Below are 18,165 nucleotides of genomic sequence, written 5' to 3'. Positions count from 1 at the left end.
CACATTCAAATATTAAGAAAAGAGGTAAAATATGGTTTATTTTATAGGAGCAGGACCAGGAGCAGTAGATTTAATTACAGTTAGAGGAAGAGATATTTTAGAAAAAGCAGATGTTGTTATATATGCAGGATCTTTAGTATCAAAGGAGCATTTAAAATACTGCAAAAAAGATGCTAAGTTTTATAATTCAGCATCTATGACTTTAGATGATGTTATTGAAGTAATTAAGACAGAAGAAAGTGAAAATAGTGTGATAGTTAGATTACATACTGGAGATCCATCAATATATGGTGCTATAAGAGAACAAATGGTTGAACTTGATAAGGAAAATATAAATTATGAAGTTGTTCCAGGAGTAAGTTCATTTACAGCAGCAGCATCATCAATAAAAAAAGAATTTACACTTCCAAGTGTTACACAAACTGTTATTTTAACAAGAGTTGAAGGAAGAACACCAGTACCTGAAACAGAAGATCTTGAAGCTTTAGCATCAATAGGTGCTTCTATGGCTATATTCTTATCAGTATCTATGATTGATAAGGTTGTTGATAAGTTAAGAAGAGGATATAAGAAGAACGTGCCAATAGCAGTTGTTGAAAGAGCAACTTGGGATGACGAAAGAATATTAATGGGAACACTAGATGACATAGTTGAGAAGGTAAAGGAAAATAATATAACTAAATGTGCTCAAATATTAGTGGGAGATTTTATAGGCAATGAATTTGAAAAAAGTTTATTATATGATAAAAATTTCTCTCATATGTTTAGAAATGCAGAGGCACAAAAATGATAAGTATAATATGTCCATCACCTAAGGGGAAGGGCATTGCTTATACTCTTAAAGAAGAGTTAGGATGTAATTTATACATAAAAGAAGAATCTAATCTAGATACAAAAAAGTTATACAACAATAGTGAAGTAAAACTGGTTAATAATATATTTAAAACAGATAGATTCAATTTATATGATGTAACAAAAGATGCAGTTGGATATTCCGATAAAATTATATTTATATCATCAACTGGCATTGCAGTAAGGGCCATAGCTCAATTTATTAAGAGTAAAGATAAAGATCCAGGTGTTGTGGTTGTAGATTTAGCTAATAAGTATACTATAAGTTTATTATCAGGTCATTTAGGTGGTGGAAATGAACTAACATTAGAGGTATCTAAAATATTAAATAATATACCTATAATAACTACAGCTACTGATAATTTAGGAATAGTAGCACCTGATATATTAGCAAAGCAAAACAATCTTATTATAGAGGATTTAAAAAAAGCTAAATATATATCAGCTATTTTAGTGAATGAAAAAATTATTGGTTTAAAAGATGATTATGAAAAGATAAATATTAATAAAGGATATAAAAACCTAAACAGCTTAGAAGAAAATTCTATATGGATAACAAATAAGATAATAGAAAATCCAGATTTAGATTATTCAAAAATATTAAGGTTAATAAAGAAGGATTTAATACTTGGAATAGGTTGTAGAAGAGATACACCTAGTGAAAAGTTAGAAGAGTGTGTGAGAAAACATCTTTTACTTAATAATTTAGAAATTAAGGCTGTAAAGAAAATTGTATCTATTGATGTAAAAAAAGATGAAAAAGCAATAATTGATTTAAGTAATAAATTAGAGTGCGATTTTAATACATTTTCAGGTGATGAAATAAGAAAAGTTCAACATAAGTTTGAAAGTAGCAATTTTGTATTAAAAAGTGTAGGTGTAACTTCTGTATGTGAGCCTTGTGTATATCTAGAGGGTGCTGAAATACTAATAAATAAGATAAAAGATAATGGAATTACGTTATGCATCGGAATAAATAAAGATGAATTTTAGGAGGAAAAGACTTTGGGAGTACTTAGAGTTATAGGAATAGGTCCAGGTTCAATAGACAATATGAGTATAAGAGCTAAAAAAGCTATTGAAGAAAGCGATATAATTGTAGGATATACAAAATATATAGATATGGTAAAAGATCTAGTTAAGGATAAAGAAATTTATTCAACTGGAATGATGGGTGAAGAAGCTAGATGCAAAGAGGCTTTAGAACTTTCAAAAGACAAGAATGTAGCATTAATAAGTACTGGAGATTCAGGAATTTATGGAATGGCTGGTTTAATTCTTGAAATGAGAAGTGATGAGGACGTTGAAGTAATACCGGGAATAACAGCTTCAAGTTCGGCAGGGTCAGTAGTTGGAGCTCCTCTTATGCATGATAACTGTAATATAAGCTTAAGTGATTTAATGACGCCTTATGAAGATATTAAAAAAAGAGTGAGTTTAGCAGCGGAAGGTGATTTTGTAATTTCTCTTTATAATCCTAGAAGTAAGGGTAGAGATAAATACTTAAAAGAATGTATTGATATAATAAGAGAATTTAGACAAGATAATACACCAATTGCAGTAGTCAGAAATGCTTTAAGAGATGATGAAAGCTATACATTAGTTGAACTTAAAGATTTTGATTATGAAATTGTTGATATGATGTCTATTGTTATTATAGGAAACTCAAAAAGTTTTATTAAAAATGGATGTTTTATAACACCTAGAGGATATGCATCTAAGAAAAGAGATGTAGCAAAGTAATGATTGGTTTTATATTAGGAACTTCTGAAGGAAAAAATATAGTATCTTTAATTAACAAATATACAAATGATATTGCAGTTAGTACAGCAACAAGATACGGTGGAGAACTTTTAAAAGAACTTGATATTAAAAGTTTAAATACAAAGCCATTAAATGAAGAAGAAATGTTAAATTGGATTCAGGAAAATAGTATAAATATTTTAGTTGATGCATCACATCCTTATGCACAGGAAGTTACTAAAACAGCATTGAAATGTTCTGAGAAGCTTAATGTAAAATATATAAGATATGAGAGATTAGGTGCATTAGAGAATATAAACGCTGGTGAAATCATAAGAGTTAAAAACTATGAAGAAGCTATTGATGCAATCAGTAATTTAAATGGAAATATATTAAATTCAACAGGTAGCAATAACTTTTCTAAGTTTTTACATCTAGATTTTAATCATAGGATAATTCATAGGGTTTTGCCATCTTATGAAGTGTTAAAAAAAATGATAGATGGTGGAGTTAAGATTAAAGATATAATTGGCATGCAAGGGCCAATATCAGCACAATTAGAAGAAGCATTTATTAAGCAATATGATATTAAAGGTATTATAACAAAAGATAGTGGTTTGCAAGGTGGCGTACTAGAAAAATTTAAAGCAGTACAGAAATATAATATAAAGTTAATAGTTATAGAAAAACCAAAATTTAAATATGAATTAGAATTTAATGATGAAGAAAGTTTGATTTCTTTTTTAGTAAATGAATTAAAATAAAAGCTATGTTTTTACTATATAATTAGAGTTCTTAGCTTCAAATAGAGATTATCTATAGTGAAGATAGGAACTCATTGTATTTTATTATAAATAAAATAATGAATGGTAAATTATAAGAAACATTATAATAAATTGGGGGGAAAGTTATGAAGAGTAAGGAAGAAATTCTTAGACAAATTATAAGGAATATAGATAGTGTAGATAAAAATGTTATGGAAAAAGCAAAGGAACGAATGAATTCTCTTGCAAAACCATTAAATAGTTTAGGAAAGCTGGAAGAAATGTCAATAAGGCTTTCAGGAATAACAGGATATATAAAAAATACTTTGGATAAAAGAGCTATAATTATAATGTGTTCCGATAATGGTGTAGTTGAAGAAGGTGTTGCATCTACACCACAATATGTGACATTAGCCCAAACAATTAACTTTACTAAAGGATTAACAGGAGTTGGAGTAATTGCTAAGGCTAATAATACAGATTTAAAAGTCATTGATGTAGGAATAAATAGTGATTTTACTCATTCATCAGTTTTAAATAGGAAGATAAGGAAATCAACTAATAATATAGCTAAAGGAAATGCAATGACTTATGAAGAAGCTATTAAGGCAATATTAGTTGGAATTGAAGCAGTGAAAAATGCAAAAGAAGAAGGCTATAAAATACTTGGAGTTGGAGAGATGGGAATAGGTAATACTTCAACAAGTAGTGCTGTTTTATCATCATTAACGGGTTGCAAAGTAGAAGATGTTGTAGGCTATGGAGGAGGACTTTTAGAGAATGCTTATAAAAAGAAAATAGAGGTAGTAAAAAAATCAATAGAGATAAATAAGCCTAAAAAAGATGATCCTATAGATATACTATCTAAAGTTGGCGGATTTGATATAGCAGCAATGGTGGGAGTATTTTTAGGAGCGGCATACTATAAAATACCTGTTGTAATTGATGGATTTATATCAGTAGTTGCAGCACTTGTAGCATTTAGATTAAATCATAAAACTAAAGAATATATGTTTACTTCTCATGATTCAAAAGAAATTGGTTTTAAGATTGCAATGAAGGAACTTGAATTAGAGGCTATATTAAATTTAGATATGGGACTTGGCGAAGGAAGTGGTTGTCCTTTAGCTTTTTCTATAATGGACTCTTCATGTGCTGTGATGAATAATATGGCTACATTTGAAGAAGCTAAAATTAATGATAGTTATTTAGATGAGTTAAGAAAACTAAATTAAAATATGTGTAAAAATATGTTTAAGTAATAAAATCATTTTTATTACTTAAACATACATTAAATAATATAGTACCAAATTTAATTGATGTCTGTGTTTTAAAATATCATCATTCATTTAAAATATAGATTAATTATTAAATTCTAATGGATTAATAGTATTTAAATGTGGGTGAGATAATGATCAGAAATAATAAGAAAACAAATTCCAATAATATAAATAAATCTGACATTAAATTTAAACATACAAATGAATATAACGAAAATAATAATGATTCAAGTACAAATCAAACTGAGGATACAACTTCAGATATTAACATTCCTGAATTGTTAGAACAATTAAAGATTATTAATCTATCAATAAATGCACTATTCGTTATTATTATAGCTATACTCCAAAATATGGATTTCCTTTTTTGGCAAAGAGCTAAACTAATAGATAAAATAAATGGTACTAATTATGCTGAAAATCTTCTTGATAAAACTGACAATCCTAAGAATGCAAACATGTTAAATATTTATGCATCGGCAGTTTTCTTATGTATTAATTGGGAACAATTTCAAAAAATATCATCTACAAGCAAAGATAAAAAAGAAATTACAAGAGCATATGATAGTTTTATATCTAGTTTATTGATATTTATTGCTGCTTTAATTAGTCGTTATACATTTATTCCATAATATAAGGTTATATTATGATATGTAATTTTAAAAAATTATTAAAATATAAATCAAAATACTTTTATAAATAGAATAAATAAATTTATTATGGTAGAATACATGTTGAAAAGTTATTAAATACAACATCTCTTATTAAGTGTATTTAATAGCTAAATACACTTAATAAGAGGATATGGAAATGAAAAGAAGTTTAAAAATAGTAAGCCCTGTATATCAACAAATAGCAGCAGATATTGCTTCAAAAATAGCAAATGGACATTATAAAGTTGGAGAAAAAATATATGCACGTTCAGCATTAGCAGCTCAATATAGTGTTTCATCAGAAACGGCTAGACGAGCTATTTGTATTTTATCTGATATGGAAATTGTAGATACAGCTAAGGGTAGTGGAGTTACAATAAAATCATGTCAAAATGCAATTAAATTTGTAAAGCAATATGAAGATATTCAAACAGTGAATGACTTAAAAAAAGAAATATTAGGAAGTATAGAACGTCAAACACAAGAAAATAAATATCTCAAAGAACATTTATTAGATTTAATAGATAAAACAGATAGGTTTAAATCTATAAATCCATTCATACCATTTGAAATAAATATTAATAAAAATACGCCATATATAGGAAAAAATATATCTGAAATTAATTTTTGGCATAATACTTTTGCAACTATAATTGCAATAAAGAGAGGGGAGTCTTTAGTGATGTCTCCAGGGCCATATGCAATTTTTAGAGAAGGAGATATATTTTATTTCGTGGGTGATGAAGACTGTTATGAAAGAGTACAAAATTTTATGTATCCATAAGGATTTTAATAAAGACAATTATTCTGTTGTCTTTATTTTTTTGCCAAAAGTAACAACTTTATGATACAATAAAGTTGTTACTTTGCAAAAAGAGGAGGTTTTTCAGTGATAGAATTTAAAAATGTGAGTAAAGTTTTTAAAAATCAAACTGTTTTAAAGGATGTATCTTTTAAAATAGATAAAGGAGAATTAGTAAGTATTATTGGTGAAAGCGGTTGTGGTAAAACTACCACTTTAAAGATGATAAATAGCCTTATTAAACCATCTTCAGGTAAAATTTTAATTGATGGTGAAAATATTGGATTCAAGGATGTCATAAAATTAAGACGAAATATGGGATATGTTATTCAACAAACAGGATTGTTTCCTCATATGACTATTAGAGAAAATATTGAAATAATCCCGCGTCTAGAAAAAGTAAAAAAAGCTAATATTGAAAAGAAAACTTATGAATTAATGGATATGGTAGGATTGAATGCTGAGGAATATTTAGATCGTTATCCAACAGAACTTAGTGGTGGTCAGCAACAAAGAATTGGTGTTGCAAGAGCATTTGCAACAAATCCAGAAATAATATTAATGGATGAACCTTTTAGTGCATTAGATCCTATAACACGTTTACAGCTTCAAGATGAATTAATTGATTTACAATCTAAATTAAGAAAAACTATTGTTTTTGTTACACATGATATGGATGAAGCTATAAGAATAGCAGATAAAATTTGTATAATGAATGGAGGAAGAATAATTCAATATGATACTCCAGAAAACATACTTAAAAATCCATGCAATGATTTTGTAAGTGAATTTATTGGAAAAAACAGAATATGGTCTTCACCAGAATTTATAAAGGTAAAAGATATAATGATTGATAATCCTATTACCTGTTATAAAAATATATCATTACTAAAGTGTATGGAAAAGATGAGGAGTTCAAAAGTTGATAGCTTAATGGTAATTGATAAATTTAATCATCTTTTAGGAATTGTTACAGCTAAACAAATACAAAATAATATGGATAGAAGTATACCAGTAGAAAATATAATGAATTCTGATTTTATAAAGGCATTTCCAGAGGATACAATTATAGATATATTGGAACTTGTTAAAGAAAATAAAATATCAAGATTACCAGTTGTTGATGAGTGTGGATGCTTAAAAGGTATAATAACGAAAAGTAGCTTAGTTACAACGCTAAGTGAGCAATTTTTAGATACTGAGGAGGTGGAATAAAAATGATGGGATTTTTAAATTATTTAATGGAAGCTAAATCTCAAATTTTTATGTTATTGATTGAGCATATAAAACTTACTTCAGTATCTGTAGGATTAGCAATTATAATTGCAATGCCATTAGGTATATGTATAAGTTATATAAAGAAAATGAACAAGCCTGTTATAGCAATAGCTAATATAATTCAGGCAATTCCTAGCATGGCACTTTTAGGGATTGCAATACCGTTTTTAGGGATAGGAACAACACCAGCCATTGTAATGGTTGTTTTATATTCACTTTTGCCAATAATAAAGAATACAAATACAGGAATTAAAAGTATAAATCCACTGACACTAGAGGCAGCTAGAGGAATTGGACTTACAAAGTTTCAAATTTTAGTAAAAGTTCAATTACCGTTAGCTTTACCTGTTATTATGTCAGGGGTTAGAATATCTGCTGTTACAGCAGTGGGTCTTATGACAATGGCTGCCTTCATTGGTGGAGGGGGACTAGGATATTTAGTATTTTCAGGAATAAGAACAGTTAATAATTATCAAATTTTAGCAGGTGCAATTCCAGCGTGTATATTAGCATTAGCAGTTGATTTTTTATTTGGATTAATTGAAAATTTAGTTACACCTGTAAGTATTCAAAAGGGAAATTCTAAACAAGGAATTTCCAAAGTAAAAAAGAATAAAAGACAAAAAAGTATTCTTGCACTTACAGCTTGTATAATATTAGGAATATTTATAGTAACTAATATATCAGCTAAAAGCAATGGTAAGACCATTACAATTGGAAGTAAGGATTACACAGAACAAGAGATACTTTGTAATATTTTTTCTGAAGCTATAGAGAAAAATACAGATATTTCTGTTAAACGTAAAAGTGCTCTTGGAGGCACACAAATTTGTTTTTCTGCGTTAAAAAGTGGCGATATTGATATGTATGTGGATTATAGTGGTACATGCTATGGAGATACATTAAAATATACACCTATATCTGATGTAGAAAAGGTTTATGACACAGTTAAAACTGATTTTAAAGATAAGTTTAATATTGAAGTATTAAACCAAATGGGATTTAATAATACTTACACTTTAGCAGTTAAGAAAGATACTGCTGAAAAATATAATTTAAAAACAATAAGTGATATTGCAAAAGTAGGAGATGAGTTAACAATATCTCCAAGTCTAGAATTTCTTAATAGAGAAGATGGAATTATTGGATTAAAAAGAACATATAATTTTAACTTTAAAGATGAAATTGGAATTGATGGAAGTCCCAAATATACAGCATTAATGAATAATGAAAGTGATGTTATAGATGCATTTTTAACTGATGGATTATTAAAGAAATTTGATTTAGCTGTCTTAAAAGATGATAAAAAGTTCTTTCCACCATACTATGCTATACCACTAGTTAAAGGAGAAACATTAGAAAAATATCCAGAAATAACTCCTATAGTTGAAGAGATAGCACCTTTATTAACTAATGAAGTAATGATAGATTTAAATTATCAAGTAGATGAGTTAAGAAAAGATCCAAAAGATGTTGCAATAGAGTTTTTAAAAGAAAATAATTTGCTATAAAATTTTTATAAAGACATATATAATAAAATAATATGATTAAGGAAAAGATAAATAAGCCAATGATATTAATTAATATATCATTGGCTTATGTTATAATTATTTTGAATTTAATACATATAATTTATATAATATAATGATAAGATATCTAATATATAAATGCTAAGTGAGTATAGTTAAAAGTTAGGTAATTCTATTAAAAGACTATTTTAGATATAAGAACTTTTCATTATATAGAAAACTTAAAATTATAAAGTACTTAAAACTTATAACAAAAAGTGAGGAATGAAGAGAATGGATTTAGGACTGATACATATTTATTGTGGAGATGGAAAAGGAAAAACTACAGCAGCTATGGGGCTCGGTATGAGAGGTGCAGGAAGAGATAAAAAAGTACTTCTTACTCAGTTTTTAAAAGATAATAATACAGGTGAATTAATTTCTATAGATAAAATTGGACAAAATTTTCAAATAGTAAAGGGAGAACCTGTTAAAAAGTTTTTTAAATTTATGACAGAGGAAGAACAAAAACACACAAAATTAGAACATGAAAAAAGGTTTAAAGATTTAACTTTAAAAGCTATAGAAGAAAATTTTGATATTCTTATATTAGATGAAATTATTGCAGCCACTAATTTAGAATTGATACCTTTAAATATTGTTATAGATTTTTTAAAGAGTAAACCTAAAGGTCTTGAAGTAGTATTAACAGGAAGAAATCCAAATGAAAAATTAATAGAACTTGCAGATTATGTTTCTGAAATTCAAGCAATAAAACATCCTTATAAAAAAGGTATTAAATCAAGAATAGGAATAGAAAAGTAATATGAATTGTTTAATAATAGGGGGATCTAAAAGTGGCAAATCTAACACAGGTGAAAAAATAGCTTTATCTTTAAATAAAGATAAGGTTATATATATAGCTACTATGAGTCCTTATGATGATGAAGATAAAAAAAGAATAGAAAAACATATTATTAGCAGATTTGGATTAGGTTTTGTTACTTTAGAACAATTTAGAGATTTAAATGAAACAATAAAATATATAAATGAAAAAGATACAATCTTAATTGATAGTATAACTTCACTTTTAACTAATGAAATGTTTATAAAAAATGATATAATAAAATGTCCTTCATTAAAAATAATAAGTAATATTAAAGAAATAATAGATACTGTTAAAAATGTTGTAATTATATCAGACTACATATTTAATGATTCTATAGAATATGATGAGATAAGTGAAAATTATAAGAGAGAACTTGGTAAAATAAATAAAGAACTAGCTAAGATATGTGATACAGTTATTGAATGTAGCTTTAGTAATGTAAAAGTACATAAAGGAAATAATTTATTAAGTGAATTAGCTAAGAAGGGATAAATAAAGAGATGAAAAATTTATTTAAAGGGTTTATGATGTCTTTAAGTATGTTTACTATAATTCCAATGCCATATGTAGAATGGGATGAAGATGGAGCTAAAAACATGATGAAGTGTTATCCAATTATAGGCCTTATTGTAGGATGCGTATGGTTTCTAGGATATAAATTAATAAATTATTTAAATATATCTATAGTTTTAAAAAGTGCATTAATAATGATAATACCATTCATAATTACTGGAATGTTACATTTAGATGGATTTATGGATGTATGTGATGCTATTTTATCAAGAAGAGATAAAGAAGAAAAATTAAGAATATTAAAAGATTCTACAACAGGAGCATTTTCAGTTATATCTGTTATTATTTTATTTTTTATACAATTTGGTGCAGTTTATTCATTTTTAGAATATAATAAAAATCCATATATATTGATATTTTTACCTATAATAAGTAGAAATATAGTAGCATATTTTTTTATTACTATAATTACAATTAAAGAAAGTACATTAGGAAGCTATTTTACAAAAGGGACAAACATTAAAGACAAGGTTATTTTAATATTAGAGTTAGTCTTGGTATGTATATTGTTTGGAATTATACTTGGATATACTGGAATAGCAATTTTACTAATTGTTGCAGTGGCTATAAGCTTATGTGTGAAAAAATGCATTAATGAATTTGGTGGAATATCTGGTGATGTAGCAGGATTTTCTCTTGTTGTTGGAGAATTAGTAGGACTGTTTTCAGCATGTATATTTTTTTAAAGAATGAAAAGCTGATAAAATCTAAGTTAAAGTAAATAAGAGTTGAGAATTGAGAGTGAAGAGTGGAGAGTTGAGGAAAAAAATTCTTTGATGGAATTTTTCAAATATAATACTTTTTCAGAAAGTCTTTAGGACTTTCAACAAAAACTTTCAACTTTCAATTATCCACTCTTAACTAAAAAAAGGTTGGTACAGCCACTTTGTTCTAACATTATGTGAATACTTATATAAGGTATCAATGAAAGGAAATAGGAGATATGATTTTAATTTATGGTGGAGCATATAATGGAAAAAATGAATTTGTTAAAAAGAAATATAACTTAGAAAATAAAGATTTATTTTATTGCAATAATTCGAATTTAGATTTTTCATACAAAGTTATAATGGGATTACATATGTTTATAAAAGATTGTGTTTTAAAAAAAATTGATACTTTAGAGATAATAAAAGAAAATTTAGATATTCTTCAGGATAAGATAATTGTATGCGATGAAATAGGCTCTGGAATCGTACCTTTAAATAGAGAAGATAGATTATGGAGAGAAGAATGTGGAAAAGTACTACAATTTTTATCACAAAATTCAAATAAGGTATGTAGAATATTTTTTGGACTGGAGGAAGTATTAAAAGATGAGTAAAATTGAATTGTACCTAATTAGACACGGAAAGACATATTGTAATAAAGAAAAATTATATTATGGCAAAACAGATGTCTCATTATGTGATGAAGGTATTATAGATCTTATAGATAAGAAGAAAAACTATATATATCCTTTATGTGAAAAATATTTTACTAGTGGTTTAAAGAGAGCTAATGAAACTTTTGAAATTTTATATCCAAATGAAGAATATTATTTAGTACCAGAATTGTGTGAATATAATTTTGGTGAATTTGAGTTAAAATCTTATGAAGATTTAAAAGAAAATCCTAAATATCAAGAATGGATTATGGATGAGGTTGGAGAAGTTAAATGTCCTAATGGGGAGAGTAAAAAAGAATTTAAAGAAAGAATATTAAAAGGCTTTTTTAATTTAATATGTGAATTGAGTAATGAAAATATTAAAAGTGCATTAGCTGTTTTGCATGGAGGCACTATAGGAATGTTATTAGAAGAATTATATGACAATAAAAAAAGCTTTATAGAGTGGCAACCACAAGGTGGAGATGGATATAAACTTATAATATCACTAGAAAATGATGTAGAAATAACAAGTGTTAAAGAAATTTTTAAGATGTAATTTTAAAATTCAAAAGATTAAGGGTGGTTTATAGAATGATAGAATTAACTATTGGATTTATTTTGGATCTAATAATTGGAGATCCAGAAAATCCGATACATCCCGTTAGAATAATTGGAAATTTTGCTAGTAAATTAGAAAAAATATCTAGAAAGTTATTTAAGAATTATTTAAAGATAGGTGGCCTTATTACTTGGTTAATAATTATAAGTACTACATTTTTATTTAACTTTTTTATATTAAAGATTGTAAGTGATTTTAATAAGTATTTAGGTATACTTTTAGGTGGAGTAGTAATATATTTCTGTATTTCTGCTAAAGGATTAGTGACAGAAGGATATAGGGTTATTTCATTAGTAAGGAAAGATGATATTAATGCTGCTAGAAAGCAATTAGCCTTTATAGTAGGAAGAGACACTGAAAATTTAGATAAACAAGATATTATAAGAGCCGTGATAGAGACAATTGCAGAAAATATGTCAGATGGGATTATAGCACCAATTTTTTATGCAGGACTTGGAGGCGCACCATTAGCTATGGCATATAAATCAGTAAATACTTTAGATTCTATGTTTGGATATAAAAATGATAAATATATGGAGTTTGGATACTTTTCTGCAAAATTAGATGATGTATTTAATTATATTCCAGCAAGAATTACAGGAATTTTAATAGTATTATCAGCTATGATTTTAGGATATGATTATAAACGTAGTTTTAAAATATATAAAAGAGATAGATATAATCATTCAAGTCCTAATAGCGCTCATCCAGAAGCTGCAATGGCAGGCATATTAGGAATTCAACTTGGGGGAGCAAACTATTATTTTGGAAAATTAGTCAAAAAACAAACTATAGGAGATAGTATTAAGGAAATAGAGATTTTGGATGTAGATAAAACGTCAAAAGTACTTTATTGTAGTACTATTTTATCATACATATTATCAATCATATTAATTTTTATTGGAGGACATATCTATGGCTAATATAGGACATGGTGGAAATATAAAAGAAATAGCAAGACAAAAGGGAATTGATTATAATAATATAATAGATTTTTCATCTAATATTAATCCTTTAGGTATGTCAAATGAAGTAAAGAGAGCTATAATAGATTCAATGGATGATATTAAAAAATATCCTGATATAAGTTACATGGAATTAAAAAAATCAATATCTGAATATGAACAAATTGATAAATCGTATTTAATGTTAGGTAATGGTGCTGCTGAAGTGCTATTTAATATAGTTAAAGCATTAAATCCTAAAAAAGTATTAATACCTGTGCCAACCTTTTCAGAATATAAAGAAGCTGTAGAATGTGTAAATTCAAAAGTTGAATTATATAAAATGAGTGAAAATAATTCTTTTAAAATATGTGAGGATATTTTAGATAAAATTACAGAAGAAATTGACTTGGTTTTTATATGTAATCCTAATAATCCAACAGGAGTATTAACGAATAGAGAATTATTAATGAAAATTTTAATAAAGTCTAAAGAGAACAATAGTAAAGTTTTAATTGATGAATCTTTTATGGATTTTACAATAGGAGATTTTTCAATGGTTAATACTATAGAGGCTTTTGATAATTTAATTATACTAAAGTCGCTTACTAAATTTTTTGCTATACCGGGATTGAGAATAGGATATGGTTTATGTTCAAATAAGGATTTTACAAGTGAAGTTTATAAGATAACTCCAGCTTGGAATATAAATACACTGGCAGATGTAGCAACGAGAGTTTCTTTACAAGATAAAAATTATATGAGAAAAACAATACAATATATGGAAAAAGAGAAAGCTTTCCTATATAATAGTCTAAAGACGTTTAAAAGCTTAAAGGTATATGAGCCTAGTGTGAATTTTATATTTTTTAAAAGCAATTTAGATATTAATTTAAAATCAGAACTACTAAAACACAATATTTTAATAAGAAGTTGTAGTAACTACGATTGTTTAAATGAATATTATTATAGAGTAGCAGTTAAAAGTAGAGAAGATAATACTAAATTAATTTCTTGTATAAAAAATATACTTGGTAATAATGAATAGAATTTTTAAATAATAGAAAAGTAGATTTTAGATAACTATGGATATTTAATAATAAAATAAGCAGTTAAAGTATTATGTTAAAAACTGCAAAAGATGTTTTTGGAGGGTAGTATGAATAAAAAAAATATAATGTTTTTAGGTACAGCATCTTCAGTAGGAAAGAGTACTTTAGTAGCAGCACTATGTAGAGTGCTAAAAAATGAAGAGTTTAAAGTGGCTCCTTTTAAAGCAATGAATATCTCGTTGAATTCCTATGTAACCAAAGATGGTGCGGAAATGGGAAGAGCTCAAGTCGTACAAGCTGAAGCATCTAAAATAGAACCTAGTGCTTTAATGAACCCTATATTATTAAAACCAAGTGGAGGACATACTCAAGTTATAGTAAATGGAAAAGTTTATGATAATATAGAACCTTATAAATATAAAGAACTAAACAAGAAGTTAAAAGGTATTGTAAAAGAATCATATGATGAACTAGATAATGAGTATGAATTAATAGTATTAGAAGGATCTGGAGGCTGTGCTGAAATAAATTTAAAAGATAGTGATATAGCTAATATGAATATGGCTGAAAGTGTTGATGCACCAGTTATATTAGTTGCTGATATTGACAGGGGTGGAGTGTTTGCCACAATAGTTGGTACACTTCAGTTGCTAACAGAAAATGAAAGACAAAGAGTTAAAGGTGTTATAATAAACAAGTTTAGAGGAAAGAAAGAATACTTTGAACCTGGTGTAAAACAATTGGAAGACATAATAAAAATACCTGTTCTTGGAGTAATGCCATATGAATACTTTGATATTGAGGATGAAGATAGTGTTACAGAAAAGATAAGTAATAAAGAATCTACTGAAGGAAAAAATATAGATATAGCTATAATAAGACTTTCTCATATGTCTAATTTTACAGATTTTAATGTACTTAACAGAATAAATGGAGTTAATATAAGGTATGTAGAAAGTACAAAGTATTTAAAAGATCCAGATGTGATTATTATACCAGGAACTAAAAATACAATTGAAGATTTGAGAATCTTAAAGGAAAGTAAACTTGCAGATGAGATAATTAAATTGCATGATAATGGCACATTAGTATTGGGAATTTGTGGCGGATATCAAATGCTAGGAAAGTTACTTCTTGATCAACAGGGTGTAGAAGGAAATACTTTTCAAGAAGAAGGATTAGGTTTACTTGATATAAAGACTAGATTTAATGAAAGAAAAGTAACTAAGCAAGTTGAGGCTCAAGTAGTATCAAATTTAAAAGATATTAATGAAATAGAAAATAAATCATTAGTAGGATATGAAATACACAATGGGATAAGTAAAGTTGGAAAAAATGTAAAACCATTTATAAAGGATTCTAAAGGAAAAGTCATTGGAGTTTGTGATAAAGAGGGATCTGTTGCAGGAACTTACTTGCATGGAATTTTTGATTCGGAGGAATTTACTAATGCATTTATTAATGCATTAAAGAAGAATAACAATTTTAATTTATCAGAAGATGATGAATTAAATAAGATATCTGATTATAAAAATGAGCAATATGAAAAATTAGCAAAAGTGTTTTCAGAAAATATAGATGTAAACAAAATAAAAGAAATAATGGGTATTTAAAATATAAAAGAGCTGTATTAAAATAATTTTATGAATTATTTTGATATAGCTCTTTCATAGATAGGATTTATAGAAATTTTATAATAGCTAGTATTATAAGAAGCACACCAGATAGCCAGGAGAGTTCAACGTTTATATTGTCAGCTAATTTTTTACCAATTATAACACCAATTGATACAGCTAAAAAGCCAATTATGAAACTAAGAATTATGACCTGAATATAATTTATACTTGTCAAACTAGAACCAAATCCAACTGCTAAGCTATCTAATGAAAGTGCAAGAGCTAGATAAAATGATTCTTTTGGACTTAAAGTTTTTGATTTATCAAAGTCAGCTTTTGTCTCATCAGCATAAACCTCAAGTACAAATTTAAAATCAAATAATTTAAATGTTAAAGGGGTATCTATTTGAGAGCACTTAGATATATAAGATTTAAATATGCATTCAAATAAACGATATATACCCAGTCCCATTAAAAGAACAAATCCTATCAACATAGGCAGATTACCTGGTAAAAATTTTTTTACGATAGCTCCAAGTAATAAGGAAATACCTAGTGTACATGTAGATACCAAATTTATTATTAAAGCAGATATTGGCGGGATTTTAATTTTAGATGTACCATAAGCAATGCTTGCAACAAAAGAATCTATACAGATAGATGATACTAATAAAATTGATTCAAGCATAGTAATACCTCGATAACTAATACATACTTATATATATTTTATATTATGAAGAAATACGATATTAGTTACAAAATGTGAGTGAAATGTAATAAATATTACATGATTAAATTTATCTAAGATTAGTATTTTTTATTTAGGCTATGTTTTAGCAGAGTGTTGATATATGCATAAGCAAAGTGAGCGGAATAATTGAACTTAGGAATGCTAAAATGAGTATAGTCCCATTTTAGCTTGCTCCCAATATAAAATTGAGACAAGCAGTAAATGTGACAATACTCATTGAGAATTCTCAAAGTCCAATTACAATGCCACTTTACCTATTGCATATATCAACACACATTTAAAACAGAGCCTTTATTTAAAATAAAATTAAAAACATTTATGTTATTAATGATAAATCAAGTATGATAAAATAAAACATGGTAATAATTTATATTAAAAAGAGTATTATTTTTAAACAAATTGGAGGAAGAATATGTACAAATTAATAGCATTAGACATGGATGGAACATTACTTACAAGTGATAAAAAGGTTTCTGAAAGAAATAAACAAGCTATAAAAGCAGCTGAAAAAAAAGGTGTTAAAGTAGTTTTAGCTTCAGGAAGACCTAGTGAAGGATTAAGACAATATTTAGAAGAACTTGAATTATTAAAAGAGAATGATTATGTTCTTAGTTTTAATGGCGGAGTAGCTCAAAATGCAAAAACTGGTGAAATAATATCAAGAACTGTTTTAAAAGGGAAAGATTTAAAATATATTAATAACATAGCTAAAGAATTAAATGTGAATATACATGCATTTTCTGAAAAATTAGGATTGATAACACCTAAAATTAGCCAATATACAGAAGTTGAAGCAGAAATAAACGGAATTGGTATAAGTATTGTAGATTTTGATAACATAGATGACACTGAAAATATAATAAAAATAATGATTATAGATCCAGAAGAAGTATTAGAAGAAGCAATTAAAAAATTACCTAAAGAAGTTTATGAAAAATATAATGTGTTAAGAAGCACACCTTTCTTCTTAGAATTTATGAACAATGAAGTTGATAAAGGTGAAGGTTTAAAAAGACTTGCAGAAACTTTAGGAATAAAACAAGAAGAGGTAATAGCAATGGGGGATGCAGGAAATGACTTATCAATGGTTAAATATGCAGGTCTTGGAGTTGCTATGGAAAATGGATTTGATGAAGTTAAAGAAAATGCACAATTTATAACTAAAAGTAATGATGAAGATGGAGTAGCTTACGCAATAGAAAAATTTGTTTTATAGTCATGCTGATATTATAGTATAAAGCTTCATGGACTAAGGAATTTGCTTTATATGCGTGTTGATATATGCATAAGTAAAGTGGGCTAAGTAATTGAACTTAGGAATACTAAAAATGACTATAGTCCCATTTTAGCTTGCTCTCAATATGAAATTGAGACAAGCAATAAATGTGACAATACTCATTAACTATTCCCAAAGTCCAATTACAATGCCACTTTACCTATTTCATATATCAACACATATTTAATAATATAAT

19 protein-coding genes are annotated in these 18,165 nt (G+C 26.9%); 18 read left to right on the top strand and 1 reads right to left on the bottom strand.

What is annotated here, in order from left to right:
• Nucleotides 1-31 precede the first annotated feature (31 nt).
• The 17 genes from cobM (at nt 32) to NG901_RS09220 (ending at nt 15,939) form a co-directional block, all read left to right on the top strand.
• Entirely contained in the window at nt 32-790 is a 759-nt protein-coding gene (cobM, locus tag NG901_RS09300) for a precorrin-4 C(11)-methyltransferase (protein ID WP_252213884.1), read from the top strand.
• Nucleotides 787-1,845, top strand: a complete 1,059-nt coding sequence (cbiG, locus tag NG901_RS09295) for a cobalt-precorrin 5A hydrolase (RefSeq protein ID WP_252213882.1) — start codon at nt 787-789, stop codon at nt 1,843-1,845. Before cobM ends, cbiG begins: the two co-directional genes overlap by 4 nt.
• Before the next feature lie 12 nt (nt 1,846-1,857).
• Entirely contained in the window at nt 1,858-2,595 is a 738-nt protein-coding gene (gene cobJ / locus NG901_RS09290; protein ID WP_252213881.1) for a precorrin-3B C(17)-methyltransferase, read from the top strand.
• The gene (locus tag NG901_RS09285; protein WP_252213879.1) at nt 2,595-3,359 is read left to right on the top strand and encodes a cobalt-precorrin-6A reductase; all 765 of its coding nucleotides are present in this window, start codon (nt 2,595-2,597) and stop codon (nt 3,357-3,359) included. The genes cobJ and NG901_RS09285 overlap by 1 nt, the downstream gene beginning before the upstream one ends.
• 146 nt (nt 3,360-3,505) lie before the next feature.
• Nucleotides 3,506-4,594, top strand: coding sequence for a nicotinate-nucleotide--dimethylbenzimidazole phosphoribosyltransferase (cobT, locus tag NG901_RS09280; protein ID WP_252213877.1), 1,089 nt, complete (start codon nt 3,506-3,508; stop codon nt 4,592-4,594).
• 176 nt (nt 4,595-4,770) lie between these two features.
• Complete coding sequence (locus tag NG901_RS09275) at nt 4,771-5,271, top strand: hypothetical protein (protein ID WP_252213875.1); 501 nt, start codon at nt 4,771-4,773, stop codon at nt 5,269-5,271.
• Between the two features lie 178 nt (nt 5,272-5,449).
• Complete coding sequence (locus NG901_RS09270; protein ID WP_252213873.1) at nt 5,450-6,076, top strand: GntR family transcriptional regulator; 627 nt, start codon at nt 5,450-5,452, stop codon at nt 6,074-6,076.
• Between the two features lie 105 nt (nt 6,077-6,181).
• A complete protein-coding gene (locus NG901_RS09265; protein ID WP_252213871.1) occupies nt 6,182-7,309 on the top strand; it encodes an ABC transporter ATP-binding protein in 1,128 nt (375 codons plus the stop codon).
• Nucleotides 7,310-7,311: 2 nt separating this feature from the next.
• Nucleotides 7,312-8,883 (top strand): ABC transporter permease/substrate-binding protein, encoded by a 1,572-nt coding sequence (locus NG901_RS09260; RefSeq protein ID WP_252213869.1) that lies wholly within the window; start codon nt 7,312-7,314, stop codon nt 8,881-8,883.
• Nucleotides 8,884-9,174: 291 nt separating this feature from the next.
• Nucleotides 9,175-9,705 (top strand): cob(I)yrinic acid a,c-diamide adenosyltransferase, encoded by a 531-nt coding sequence (locus NG901_RS09255; RefSeq protein ID WP_252213867.1) that lies wholly within the window; start codon nt 9,175-9,177, stop codon nt 9,703-9,705.
• Between the two features lies 1 nt (nt 9,706).
• Entirely contained in the window at nt 9,707-10,261 is a 555-nt protein-coding gene (locus NG901_RS09250; RefSeq protein WP_252213865.1) for a bifunctional adenosylcobinamide kinase/adenosylcobinamide-phosphate guanylyltransferase, read from the top strand.
• An 8-nt stretch (nt 10,262-10,269) separates the two neighbouring features.
• Nucleotides 10,270-11,028, top strand: a complete 759-nt coding sequence (locus NG901_RS09245) for an adenosylcobinamide-GDP ribazoletransferase (RefSeq protein ID WP_252213863.1) — start codon at nt 10,270-10,272, stop codon at nt 11,026-11,028.
• A 257-nt stretch (nt 11,029-11,285) separates the two neighbouring features.
• Nucleotides 11,286-11,666: a bifunctional adenosylcobinamide kinase/adenosylcobinamide-phosphate guanylyltransferase gene (locus NG901_RS09240; protein ID WP_252213861.1), complete on the top strand. Its 381-nt coding sequence runs from the start codon at nt 11,286-11,288 to the stop codon at nt 11,664-11,666.
• The gene (locus tag NG901_RS09235; RefSeq protein WP_252213859.1) at nt 11,659-12,267 is read left to right on the top strand and encodes a histidine phosphatase family protein; all 609 of its coding nucleotides are present in this window, start codon (nt 11,659-11,661) and stop codon (nt 12,265-12,267) included. Before NG901_RS09240 ends, NG901_RS09235 begins: the two co-directional genes overlap by 8 nt.
• 35 nt (nt 12,268-12,302) lie before the next feature.
• Nucleotides 12,303-13,253, top strand: coding sequence for an adenosylcobinamide-phosphate synthase CbiB (cbiB, locus tag NG901_RS09230; RefSeq protein WP_252213857.1), 951 nt, complete (start codon nt 12,303-12,305; stop codon nt 13,251-13,253).
• Nucleotides 13,246-14,322 (top strand): threonine-phosphate decarboxylase CobD, encoded by a 1,077-nt coding sequence (gene cobD / locus NG901_RS09225; RefSeq protein ID WP_252213855.1) that lies wholly within the window; start codon nt 13,246-13,248, stop codon nt 14,320-14,322. Before cbiB ends, cobD begins: the two co-directional genes overlap by 8 nt.
• 111 nt (nt 14,323-14,433) lie before the next feature.
• Nucleotides 14,434-15,939, top strand: coding sequence for a cobyric acid synthase (locus NG901_RS09220; RefSeq protein WP_252213853.1), 1,506 nt, complete (start codon nt 14,434-14,436; stop codon nt 15,937-15,939).
• 67 nt (nt 15,940-16,006) lie between these two features.
• On the opposite strand, the gene ytaF is transcribed toward NG901_RS09220, so the two are convergent.
• The gene (gene ytaF / locus NG901_RS09215) at nt 16,007-16,630 is read right to left on the bottom strand and encodes a sporulation membrane protein YtaF (protein WP_252213851.1); all 624 of its coding nucleotides are present in this window, start codon (nt 16,628-16,630) and stop codon (nt 16,007-16,009) included.
• Nucleotides 16,631-17,105: 475 nt separating this feature from the next.
• Between ytaF and yidA the strand changes: the two genes are divergently transcribed.
• Nucleotides 17,106-17,909, top strand: a complete 804-nt coding sequence (yidA, locus tag NG901_RS09210; RefSeq protein WP_252213849.1) for a sugar-phosphatase — start codon at nt 17,106-17,108, stop codon at nt 17,907-17,909.
• The last annotated feature ends 256 nt before the right edge of the window (nt 17,910-18,165 follow it).

Origin of the sequence: Clostridium sp. CMCC3677 (assembly GCF_023845585.1) — a bacterium.
GTDB lineage: Bacteria > Bacillota > Clostridia > Clostridiales > Clostridiaceae > Clostridium > Clostridium aquiflavi.
Note: the sequence above shows the minus strand (reverse complement) of the source record. Positions and strands in the feature narration are given on the sequence as shown.

Bases quoted from the DNA above. Each gene is read 5' to 3' on its own strand.
- cobM (WP_252213884.1), top strand. From the start codon at position 32: ATGGTTTATTTTATAGGAGCAGGACCAGGAGCAGTAGATTTAATTACA.
- cbiG (WP_252213882.1), top strand. From the start codon at position 787: ATGATAAGTATAATATGTCCATCACCTAAGGGGAAGGGCATTGCTTAT.
- NG901_RS09285 (WP_252213879.1), top strand. From the start codon at position 2,595: ATGATTGGTTTTATATTAGGAACTTCTGAAGGAAAAAATATAGTATCT.
- cobT (WP_252213877.1), top strand. From the start codon at position 3,506: ATGAAGAGTAAGGAAGAAATTCTTAGACAAATTATAAGGAATATAGAT.
- NG901_RS09275 (WP_252213875.1), top strand. From the start codon at position 4,771: ATGATCAGAAATAATAAGAAAACAAATTCCAATAATATAAATAAATCT.
- NG901_RS09270 (WP_252213873.1), top strand. From the start codon at position 5,450: ATGAAAAGAAGTTTAAAAATAGTAAGCCCTGTATATCAACAAATAGCA.
- NG901_RS09260 (WP_252213869.1), top strand. From the start codon at position 7,312: ATGATGGGATTTTTAAATTATTTAATGGAAGCTAAATCTCAAATTTTT.
- NG901_RS09255 (WP_252213867.1), top strand. From the start codon at position 9,175: ATGGATTTAGGACTGATACATATTTATTGTGGAGATGGAAAAGGAAAA.
- NG901_RS09250 (WP_252213865.1), top strand. From the start codon at position 9,707: ATGAATTGTTTAATAATAGGGGGATCTAAAAGTGGCAAATCTAACACA.
- NG901_RS09245 (WP_252213863.1), top strand. From the start codon at position 10,270: ATGAAAAATTTATTTAAAGGGTTTATGATGTCTTTAAGTATGTTTACT.
- NG901_RS09240 (WP_252213861.1), top strand. From the start codon at position 11,286: ATGATTTTAATTTATGGTGGAGCATATAATGGAAAAAATGAATTTGTT.
- NG901_RS09235 (WP_252213859.1), top strand. From the start codon at position 11,659: ATGAGTAAAATTGAATTGTACCTAATTAGACACGGAAAGACATATTGT.
- cbiB (WP_252213857.1), top strand. From the start codon at position 12,303: ATGATAGAATTAACTATTGGATTTATTTTGGATCTAATAATTGGAGAT.
- cobD (WP_252213855.1), top strand. From the start codon at position 13,246: ATGGCTAATATAGGACATGGTGGAAATATAAAAGAAATAGCAAGACAA.
- NG901_RS09220 (WP_252213853.1), top strand. From the start codon at position 14,434: ATGAATAAAAAAAATATAATGTTTTTAGGTACAGCATCTTCAGTAGGA.
- ytaF (WP_252213851.1), bottom strand. From the start codon at position 16,630: ATGCTTGAATCAATTTTATTAGTATCATCTATCTGTATAGATTCTTTT.
- yidA (WP_252213849.1), top strand. From the start codon at position 17,106: ATGTACAAATTAATAGCATTAGACATGGATGGAACATTACTTACAAGT.